The following is a 10,199-nucleotide window of genomic DNA, read 5'->3' as shown; positions in this document are numbered from 1 at the left end:
GGGTGAGGGTGCTACGGTCCTCGGTGAAACTCTGACCGTTCCGCTGCCAGCACCACGCTCAGTGCCTTACACTGAAGCGTGTCACCCTCACCCCCGACCCCTCTCCCACACGGGAGAGGGGAGGCGCGCCATCCATTTTCCCCGGACAGCCTTGCGCCCGCGTCGAACGGGAACCCGAACCCCTCCCGATCGCATAATTGTTGACAATCCTACGATAAGAACGATGATGGCTCAACGCCGCGGGGAGCCCCGCCGGCTTTCCCCAGCCGTCACGGACCGTCATCGATGAAGCTCGCATCCTACTGGCTCGAGACCGCGCCGCCCTTCACGGCCGGCAGCCCCGGCCCGGCGGAAGGGCGGTTCGACGTCGCGGTGGTGGGGGGCGGCTTCACCGGCCTCTCGGCGGCCCTCGCCCTGTCGAAGCGCGGCGCCAGGGTGGCGGTGCTGGAGGCCGACGCCGTCGGCAGCGCCGCGTCGGGCCGCAACGGCGGCCAGTGCAACAACGGCTTCGCGTCGGATTACCGGGCCATCGCCGGCCGCTTCGGCGAGGAGCGGGCGGCGGCGCTCTACCACGCCTACGACGCGGCGGTGGACAGCGTCGAGCGGCTGGTCCGCGAGGAGGGGATCGACTGCGACTTCCGCCGCACCGGCAAGATTAAGCTGGCGGCCAAGCCCGAGCACGTCGACAAGCTGAAGCGCACCTTCGAGGCGGTGTCGCGCCGCGCCGACCCGGAGACGCGCCTCGTCTCGGGCGGCGACATCCGCAGCGAGGTCGGCTCGGATGCCTTCTACGGCGGCCTCGTCTATCCGAAGAGCGGCGGCATGCATGTCGGCAAGTTCGCCCGCGGCCTCGCCCGGGCGGCGGCGGGGCACGGCGCCGCGGTGTTCGAGCACGCCCCCGTCACGGCCTTGCGCCGGCTCCAGGGCACCGCGCACGAGGTCGTGACGGCCCGCGGCACGCTGACCGCCGAACAGGTGCTGATGGCGACCGGCGCCTCGATGGTCGGGCCTCTCGGCTGGTTCCGCCGCCGCATCGTGCCGATCGGCTCCTTCGTGATCGTCACCGAGCCGCTGCCGCGCGACGTGCTCGACCGGCTGATGCCGACCCGCCGCATGGCGACCAATTCCAAGAACGTCGGCTGCTACTTCCGGGTCACGCCCGACGACCGGCTGCTGTTCGGCGGCCGGGCCCGGTTCGCGGTCTCGAACCCGCTCTCCGACGAGAAGAGCGGGCGCGTCCTGCGCCGCGCCCTCGACCAGGTGTTTCCCGAACTCGCCCGGGTCCGGATCGACTATTGCTGGGGCGGCATCGTCGACATGACCGCCGACCGGCTGCCGCGGGCGGGGGTGCGCGACGGGCTGTACTACTCGATGGGCTATAGCGGCCACGGCACCCAGATGGCGACCCATATGGGACAGGTGATGGCCGACGTGCTGGAGGGGCGCAGCGAGCGCAATCCCTTCGCCGGCTGGGACTGGAAGGCCATCCCCGGGCATTTCGGCCCGCCCTGGTTCCTTCCCTTCGTGGGCGCGTATTATCGTCTGCAGGACGTCCTGCATTAGGATTACTGTCCAGCAAGGGGCGTGAGCGCGATGGCGAGCCGGAACGACACGAACGCGAAGGCCGCCCCGGCGACCAAGCGCCTGCCCCGCACGACCCTGTCCGGGCAGATCGCCGAGCAGATCCGCACGGCGATCCTCGACGGCACCTACCCGCTCGGCGCGCAGCTCAACGAGATGGAGCTGGCGGCGACCTACGGCGTCAGCCGCGGGCCGGTGCGCGAGGCGCTGCAGCGCCTGATCCAGGAAGGCCTGCTGCGCAGCGAGCCCCACCGCGGCGTGTTCGTGCCCGAGCTGGCGCCCGGCGACCTCATCGACATCTACTTCGTGCGCCGCTCCCTCGAGCTCGTCGCGATGCGGCGGGTCGTCGAGACGCCGGAACGCGCCGGCGTGGTGCGCGACCTCGGGGCGATCGTGCGCCAGATGAAGGCCGCGGTGCGGCGCAAGGACTGGCCGCAGGTCGCCGACCTCGACATGCAGTTCCACCGCCGCATCGTCGACGAGGCCGGCAGCGAGCGCCTGACCCGCAGCTTCGCCACGCTTCAGGCCGAGACCCGGCTGTGCCTGCAGATGCTGATGGGCGGCTACCGCGAGAACGCCGCGCTCATCGACGAGCACCAGCTCCTCGTCGACCTCGTCGAGCGCGGCGCGGTCGAGCCGGCGCTCGCCGAGCTGGAGCGTCATTTCGGCGATCCGGTCCGCACGCTCAACAAGGCCAACGCCTCGCGCAAGGAGAAGCTCGGCGCCGAGGCGGCGTGAGGTCCGAGAGAGCATCGTCCGACGAAGCGGATACCGGTTCGTCGGGGGAACGCTCGGTAGAAGCAACGTCCCGGAGCGGCGCCCGATCGCAGCGGCCCGGTCCGTCGCGCGGGCCCGGTCGCGGCGCGGCCGGCCCCGCGATCGATCGTCGGCAGGCCCCTTTCCCGGATCCCCTTCCGCTGTCACTGCAGTCGTCCGGGAACCGCGCGCCGGGCGATCCGGACACGCAGGTTCCAGACGTTTCGACGGCTCTCACCGGGAGATTCCCGCCATGCCCGCCTCCCCCGCACCCTGCCTCGCCGATACCGAGGAAGGCCGCCGCCTCGCAGCCGTCGAGGCCGAGGGCTGGCATCGCTGGGGACCGTACCTGAGCGAGCGGCAATGGGGCACGGTGCGGGAGGATTACAGCGAGGGCGGCACCGCCTGGGACTACCTGACCCACGACCAGGCCCGCTCCCGCGCCTATCGCTGGGGCGAGGACGGCATCGCGGGCTGGAGCGACGACCGCCAGCTGTGGTGCCTCGCGCTCGCCCTGTGGAACGGCCGCGACCCGATCCTGAAGGAGCGGATGTTCGGCCTAACCAACAGCGAGGGCAATCACGGCGAGGACGTCAAGGAATTGTGGTGGTACCTCGACGCCACCCCGACCCACTCGTACATGCGGATGCTCTACAAGTACCCGCACGCCGCCTACCCTTACGAAGACCTCGTCGCCGAGAACGGCCGGCGCAAGGGACAAAACCTGCCCGAGTACGAGATCGCCGATACCGGCGTGTTCGCGGACGGGCGCTACCACGACGTCACGGTCGAGTACGCCAAGGCCGCGCCCGACGACGTGCTGATGCGGGTCACCATCGCCAATCGCGGGCCGGAGGCCGCGGATCTCCACATCCTGCCGCACTTCCTCGCCCGCAACACCTGGTCGTGGGGGCGCGAGCCCTGGGAGCCCGAGCAGCCGCGCCCGCTCCTGCGCCTGACCGAGGCCGGCGCCGTCGAGGCGACGCGCGGGCGCGCGCCGGCCCTGCGCTTCGCCGCCCTGCAGCCGGCCGAGTTCCTGTTCTGCGAGAACGAGACCAATGCCCGCCGGCTGTTCGGCACCAACGGCCCCGCCCATCCGAAGGACGCGATCAACGACCGCGTCGTCGAGGGGCGGCACGAGGCGGTGAACCCGCTCGCCGAGGGCACCAAATGCGCGGCGTGGTCGCGCGTGACCGTGCCGGCCGGCAGCACCGTCTCCCTGCGCTTCCGCCTCGGCCCCGCCGCGGGCCCGGACGCGCGCGACGTCGCGGCCTTCGACGCCGCGATGGCGCAGCGCCTCGCCGAGGCCGACGCCTTCTACGCCGCGCTCCAGCGCGACATCGCCGACCCGGATGCCCGGCTGGTCCAGCGCCAGGCGCTCGCCGGCATGCTGTGGTCGAAGCAGTTCTACCATTTCGACGTCCGGCGCTGGCTCGCCGGCGATCCGGCCCAGCCGGCCCCGCCGGAAGGCCGCCGCCACGGCCGCGACAGCGACTGGACGCACCTCAACAACGCCGACATCGTCTCGATGCCGGACAAGTGGGAATACCCCTGGTACGCGGCCTGGGACCTCGCCTTCCACTGCGTGACCTTCGCGCTGATCGACCCGGCCTTCGCCAAGGGCCAGCTGATCCTGCTCACCCGCGAATGGTACATGCACCCGAACGGGCAGCTGCCGGCCTACGAATGGGCCTTCGGCGACGTGAACCCGCCGGTCCACGCCTGGGCGGCTCTGCGCGTCTACCGCATGGACCAGGCGATGACGGGCAAGCCCGACCGCGCCTTCCTGGAGCGGGTCTTCCACAAGCTGATGCTGAACTTCACCTGGTGGGTGAACCGCAAGGATGCCGGCGACCGCAACGTCTTCCAGGGCGGTTTCCTCGGCCTCGACAACATCGGCATCTTCGACCGCTCGGCCCGGCTCCCCACCGGCGGCACCCTCGACCAGGCCGACGGCACCGCCTGGATGGCGATGTACAGCCTCAACCTGATGCGCATCGCGCTGGAGCTCGCGGTCGAGGACCCGGTCTACGAGGACATCGCCACCAAGTTCTTCGAGCACTTCCTGACTATCGCCGAGGCGATGACGCATGTCGGCGGTGACGGTTCCGGCCTGTGGGACGAGGCCGACGAGTTCTACTACGACGTCCTGAGCCTGCCCGACGGCCGCCAGGTGCCGCTGAGGGTGCGCTCGCTCGTCGGGCTGATCCCGCTCTGCGCCGTGGAGGTGCTGGACGAGAACCTGGGCCGGCGCTTCCCGGCCTTCGCCCGCCGCGCCCGCTGGCTCCTCACCCACCGCCCCGACCTCGCCGCCCAGGTCTCGCGCTGGGAGGAGCCGGGGCGCGGCAACCGGGTGCTGCTCTCGCTGCTGCGCCGCCACCGCATGAAGGCGCTCCTGCGCCGGATGCTCGACGAGACCGAGTTCCTGTCCCCCCACGGCGTCCGCTCGGTCTCGAAGGCGCACGCGGCCGCCCCGTTCCGCTTCCCCTGGGACGGAGAGACCTTCGCGGTCGATTACGAGCCGGCGGAATCGACGACGGCCGTGTTCGGCGGCAACTCGAACTGGCGCGGGCCGATCTGGCTGCCGATCAATTTTCTGCTCGTCGAGGCCCTGACCGAGTTCGGCCGCTTCTACGGTCCGGACTTCACGGTCGAATGCCCGGCGGGCTCAGGACATTACCTCACCCTGCCGCAGATCGCCGACGAACTCTCCGCCCGCCTCACCCGCCTGGTCCTGCGCGGCCCCGACGGCCGCCGGCCGGTCCTGGGCGACAGCACGCTGTTCCAGGACGACCCGCATTTTCGCGACCACGTGCCGTTCCACGAGTATTTCCACGGCGACACCGGCGCGGGCCTGGGCGCGGCGCACCAGACCGGCTGGACGGGCCTGTTGGCGCTGCTGCTGCAGCCGCGGCGGGACGTGGCAGGCGGGCAGGTGCCGGCGGCGCCCGAGGGGTGATCGCCGGGTTCCCGGCTTCAACCGGGCACCGGGATGACGTGGAAGGTGGCGAGCGTCGGCGCACGTGTCTCGCGCGGATAACGGCCCGCCCGCTACCACCGCCCCGTGATCGTCGCCAGCACCGTGAACGGCGCCCCCGGCACGTTGTTGAACTGGTTGTAGGGCTGCTCGACGTAGCGCGCATCGGTCAGGTTGCGTAGGTTGAGCGAGAACCGGGCGTGCTCGTCGAGGTCGTAGAAGACGGCCGCGTCGACCCGCGCGTAGCCGCCGACCGTGTAGCTGTTGTTGAGGTCGCCGAAGCGCTTGCCGACATAGGTGACGCCGGCACCGATGCCGAGGCCGCGCCACGGTCCCTCCTGCACCTGGTAGGTGGTCCAGACGCTGCCGCTGAAGGCCGGCACGCCGACGAGGCGATTGCCGACCGCGAAGGTGGTGTCGCGGGTGATGCGCGCGTCGAGGTAGCCGACGCCGCCGATGACCTTCCAGCCCGGCAGGATGGTGCCGGCGAGGTCGGCCTCGACGCCCTCCGAGCGCTGCTGCCCGGTGATGACCGAGTAGCCGCTGTTGACCGGATCGCTCGCCGAGACGTTGTTGCGGGTGATCCGGAACGCGGCGGTGCTCAAGGTCAGGTCGGGGTTGATGTCGTAGCGCGCGCCGACCTCGTATTGCTCGCCGGTCTCGGGCGCCGGGTTGACGGCGCCGAGGACGTTGGCGGTCTGCGGCTTGAACGAGGTCGAGTAGCTGGCATAGAGCGCCAGCGGCTCGGCCGGCCGGTAGATCAGGCCGACGCGGGGCGAGACGCCGGACAGCTCCTGCGTCGGCGGGATGCTGCGGGAGGTCGGCACGCGGCTGAAGTAGAACTGGTCGCCGGTGTCGTAGCGCACGCCGAGCAGCAGCTGCAGCCCGTAGCCGAGCTCGATCTGGTCCTGGGCGTAGAGGCCGGTGAGCTCGTTCTTCTGCTTCAGGTCGCTCTGCAGCGAGAGCGGGCCGGGCAGCGCCCCGAAGGTCGGGTTGAGGAAGCTCACCGACGCGAGGTTGCCCTGCGTCGAGTAGGAGTGGCGGTAGCCGTTGACGTACTCGATGCCGACGAGGGCCGTGTGACGTAGGCCGAGCCAGTCGAACTTGGCGACGAGCTCGGTCTGGCTGTCGACCGAGGCGTAGGTCGAGGTGGTGGCGGTCGTCCGCCGGCTCAGCACCGTGCCGGCGGCGTTGACGCCGGTCGCCCGCGGCGAGATCAGGTCGAAGCCGCCGCCCTGCGCGTTGAGGACCTGACGGATCATCAGGTTCTCGTTGAAGTCGTGCTCGATCTTCAACGTGCCGAAATTCGCCATCGCGTTGTAGCGCGCCCAGGGCTCGCCGTAGTAGCGCGCGACGTTGTCGAGCGGCACGCGGCCGCGGAAGGCGGTCAGGCCTTCGTCGTACTGCCCGTCCTGCTTGGTGAACTCGCCGAGGAAGGTGACCCGGGTGTCGGGGCTCGGGTTCCAGGAGAAGGCCGGGGCGACGAAGTTGCGGCTGTTGTCGCGTCCGCCGTAGTTGCGGAAGGTCGGATCGGCCTCGGTGGCGAAGCTGACCCGGCCGGCCAGGCCCTCGGCGCTCGGGATCGGGCCCGACACCGAGCCCTGCACACGCCGGAAGCCGAAGCTGCCGCCCTGTACGCTGGCATCGGCGCTCGGCACCAGGCTCGGCTGGCGCGTGACGATGTTGATGACGCCGCCGGGATCGCCGCGGCCGTAGAGCACGGAGGCCGGGCCCTTCAGCACCTCGATCCGCTCGACGTCGGCGAGGTCGCGCTTGGTGACGAAGAAGTTGCTCGCCTGGTTCAGGAACACGCCGTCGATGGCGTAGGTCTGGGTGTTGAAGCCGCGGATGTTGTAGGTCTCGGTGCGGCCCTGGAGCGTGCCGGCGGGCTGGACGTTGCTGACGTTGAACAGCGCGTCGGTCAGCCGGGTCTCCTGGCGGTCGACCAGGACCTCGCGCGGGATGACGTTGACGGTCTGGGGCAGGTCGCGGAGCGCCGTGTCGGTCTTGGTCGCGGTAGCGCTGCGGGTCGCCCGGTAGCCCTGGACCGGGCCGATGGCGGTCTCCCGGAAGGCCGGCGCGCCCGCCACCGTGATCGTGTCGAGGGCGATGGCCTCCCCCGCCTCCTGCGCACCTGCGCCGCCCATCCCGAGCACCGGCGCCGCGCCCGCGAGTAGGGCAAGGAGCAGCGGCGAACGGCGCCGGCCGGCGGGGGGAAGCATCGAGCGCACGGGAACCTCGGACGGGAGAAGCGAACCTCTCGCGGCGTACTCACCCGGTCCGCCGCAATCAATCGTTTCATCCCGGCAAGTTCTGGAACGATTCCATGCTCGGTCACTATCGTCTGTCGTGTTGCTTTTGCGCACCCGCCGCAACGTTCGCGAGCACTGACGACTGCGGGATCACTCGGCAGACTGCGATTTAATTAGAATAGATCCAGACAGACGCAGCCAGCCGCGGGTGATCGGGTCGGGGGCGATCGGGCGCGGGACCCTGAGGCCGCTCGGTTCGTCGTCACCGTGACGACGTGGTCGGGCAGACGACGTGGCAGCGCCGTGTCGAGGAAACTCGAAGCGCGGGCGCTCTCGCCTCTCACGGAGGGACGTCCACCCTCAAGAACGCGCCCATGCTGGGCGCACAAACGGCAGAGGGACCTGCCCCGGTCGGAGCGGATCCCTCTGGCTGTCGTCGAACCCGTGATGGCGGGACGCGATCGCCCCGCGGCCCGGCCGTCAGAGCGGCAGGGTCGTCGCGCCCATCAGCGCCTCGTCGATCGAGCGGGCGGCCTGCCGGCCCTCGCGGATCGCCCAGACCACCAGGGACTGGCCGCGGCGCATGTCGCCCGCCACCCAGACCTTGTCGGCCGAGGTGCGGTACTGGACGTCGTCGGCCAGCACGTTGCCGCGCTTGTCGCGGGCGACGCCCGATTCCTCGATCAGGCCCTGGGCCACCGGGCCGGCGAAGCCGATCGCCATGAAGACGAGGTCGGCCGGCAGCAGGAATTCGGAGCCGGCGATGGGCTTGCGGGACTCGTCGACCCGGGCGCAGACCACGCCCTTCACCTTGCCCTTCTTGTTGCCCTCGATGCGCAGGGTCGCGGCCTGGAACTCGCGCTCGGCGCCCTCCGCCTGGCTCGACGAGGTCCGCATCTTGGTCGCCCAGTAGGGCCACACGGTCAGCTTGTCCTCGCGCTCCGGCGGGCGCGGGCGAATGTCGAGCTGGGTCACCGAGAGGGCGCCCTGGCGGAAGGCCGTGCCGACGCAATCCGACGCCGTGTCGCCGCCGCCGATGACGACGACGTTCTTGCCGGCGGCGAGGATCGATTCCTCGGCCGTGGCGGCCTCCTGGCCGACGCGGCGGTTCGACTGTACGAGGTAGGGCATGGCGAAATGCACGCCCTCGAGCTCCTGGCCCGGCAAGCCGGGATCGCGCGGGGCCTCGGCGCCGCCGGCGAACAGCACGGCGTCGAACTCGTTGTCCAGGCTGGCGAAGGAGCGGGTGACGCCGATATTGACGCCGTAATGGAACTGCACGCCCTCGGCCTCCATCTGCCGCACCCGGCGGTCGATGTGGCGCTTCTCCATCTTGAAGTCGGGGATGCCGTAGCGGAGCAGGCCGCCGGCCTTCGGCTCGCGCTCGAAGACGTGGACGTCGTGGCCGACGCGGGCGAGCTGCTGGGCCGCCGCGAGGCCGGCCGGACCCGAGCCGATCACCGCGACGCGCTTGCCGGTCTTCACCGCGGCGGGCTCAGGGACCACCCAGCCCATGCTCCAGGCCTTGTCGGCGATCGCCTGCTCGATGGTCTTGATCGCGACCGGCTGGTTCTCGAGGTTGAGGGTGCAGGCCTCCTCGCAGGGTGCGGGGCAGATGCGGCCGGTAAATTCCGGGAAGTTGTTGGTGGAGTGCAGGTTGCGCGCCGCCTCCTCCCAATCCGCGTTGAAGACGAGGTCGTTCCAGTCCGGGATCTGGTTGTGGACCGGGCAGCCGGTCGGGCCGTGGCAGAACGGGATGCCGCAATCCATGCAGCGCGCCGCCTGCTTCTTCAGGTCGTGCTCGTCGAGCGGCAGAGTGAATTCGAGGAAGTGCCGCACGCGGTCGGCCGCGAGCTGATACTTCTGCTCCTGCCGGTCGAATTCGAGGAAGCCTGTGACCTTGCCCATCGGTGGAGTGCTCAGTTCGTGAAGTGGTCGGGCCGGCGGCGGGTCTTAAGCGACCCCGGCGACGGTGGCGGATGTGGGGAGCGCGTCCCCGCAGCGGGTGAGCCAGGCCCGGATGGCGGGCCGGCCCGAGAGGTCGAATCCGCCCTCGTCGGCGAATTGCGTATAGGCGAAGAGCGCGACGTCGGCGATGCTGACGGCGTCGCCGACGAACCAGTCGGCGGCGGTCAAGTGTCGCTCCATGAGGTCGAGGGCGGCCTCGCCCCCGGCGACTTTCTTCGGGTCGCGGGTCTCGGCAGGCTCGCCCCGGTAGCGCATGTGGAAGCGGCAGACCGCGATCGTCGGCTCGTGGCTGTACTGCTCCCAGAACAGCCACTCGTCGATCTTCGCCTGTGTCCAGGCATCGTCGGGGAGCAGGGCGGAGCCGCGGGCGAGATACCGGATGATCGCGTTCGACTGGGCGAGCGTCCGCCCGTCCGGGAACGCGACCCCCGGCACCTGGCCGGCGGGGAAGCGGGCCAGATACTCGGGCGTGCGGCTCTCACCCCGCATGATGTCGATCGGGATCCACTCATAGGCGAGCCCGAGGTGATCGGCGACGTACCGCACCTTCAGGCAGTTGCCCGACATCGTGTCGCCGTAGACCTTCACCGTGGAATCTCCGTGCGTCTCCAATCGTTCGTAAAGGCGCCACCCCAACCCTCCCCCCTCTGCGGGGGAGGGTGCCC

At 70.5% G+C, this 10,199-nt stretch carries 6 protein-coding genes; 3 read left to right on the top strand and 3 right to left on the bottom strand.

The annotated features are described in order from the left end of the window. Nucleotides 1-285 precede the first annotated feature (285 nt). The 3 genes from A5481_RS06615 (at nt 286) to A5481_RS06605 (ending at nt 5,296) form a co-directional block, all read left to right on the top strand. Nucleotides 286-1,563 carry an NAD(P)/FAD-dependent oxidoreductase gene (locus A5481_RS06615; protein ID WP_048435303.1) on the top strand — a complete coding sequence of 426 codons (1,278 nt, stop codon included), beginning with the start codon at nt 286-288 and terminating at the stop codon, nt 1,561-1,563. Between the two features lie 30 nt (nt 1,564-1,593). Then, the gene (locus A5481_RS06610) at nt 1,594-2,319 is read left to right on the top strand and encodes a GntR family transcriptional regulator (protein ID WP_048435304.1); all 726 of its coding nucleotides are present in this window, start codon (nt 1,594-1,596) and stop codon (nt 2,317-2,319) included. A gap of 271 nt (nt 2,320-2,590) precedes the next feature. Continuing rightward, nucleotides 2,591-5,296: an MGH1-like glycoside hydrolase domain-containing protein gene (locus tag A5481_RS06605; RefSeq protein WP_048435305.1), complete on the top strand. Its 2,706-nt coding sequence runs from the start codon at nt 2,591-2,593 to the stop codon at nt 5,294-5,296. A gap of 92 nt (nt 5,297-5,388) precedes the next feature. Here A5481_RS06605 and A5481_RS06600 read toward each other — a convergent pair whose 3' ends face one another. The 3 genes from A5481_RS06600 to A5481_RS06590 all read right to left on the bottom strand — a co-directional run bounded on the left by A5481_RS06600 (nt 5,389) and on the right by A5481_RS06590 (nt 10,122). Next, nucleotides 5,389-7,461, bottom strand: coding sequence for a TonB-dependent siderophore receptor (locus A5481_RS06600; RefSeq protein ID WP_425350158.1), 2,073 nt, complete (start codon nt 7,459-7,461; stop codon nt 5,389-5,391). Nucleotides 7,462-8,046: 585 nt separating this feature from the next. Further along, nucleotides 8,047-9,474 (bottom strand): glutamate synthase subunit beta, encoded by a 1,428-nt coding sequence (locus tag A5481_RS06595; RefSeq protein WP_048435306.1) that lies wholly within the window; start codon nt 9,472-9,474, stop codon nt 8,047-8,049. Between the two features lie 45 nt (nt 9,475-9,519). Beyond that, nucleotides 9,520-10,122 carry a glutathione S-transferase family protein gene (locus A5481_RS06590; protein ID WP_048435307.1) on the bottom strand — a complete coding sequence of 201 codons (603 nt, stop codon included), beginning with the start codon at nt 10,120-10,122 and terminating at the stop codon, nt 9,520-9,522. Between the last annotated feature and the right edge of the window lie 77 nt (nt 10,123-10,199).

The sequence above is a fragment of the Methylobacterium platani genome, from assembly GCF_001653715.1.
Classification (GTDB): domain Bacteria; phylum Pseudomonadota; class Alphaproteobacteria; order Rhizobiales; family Beijerinckiaceae; genus Methylobacterium; species Methylobacterium platani.
This window is presented reverse-complemented; position numbering and strand designations above follow the sequence as displayed.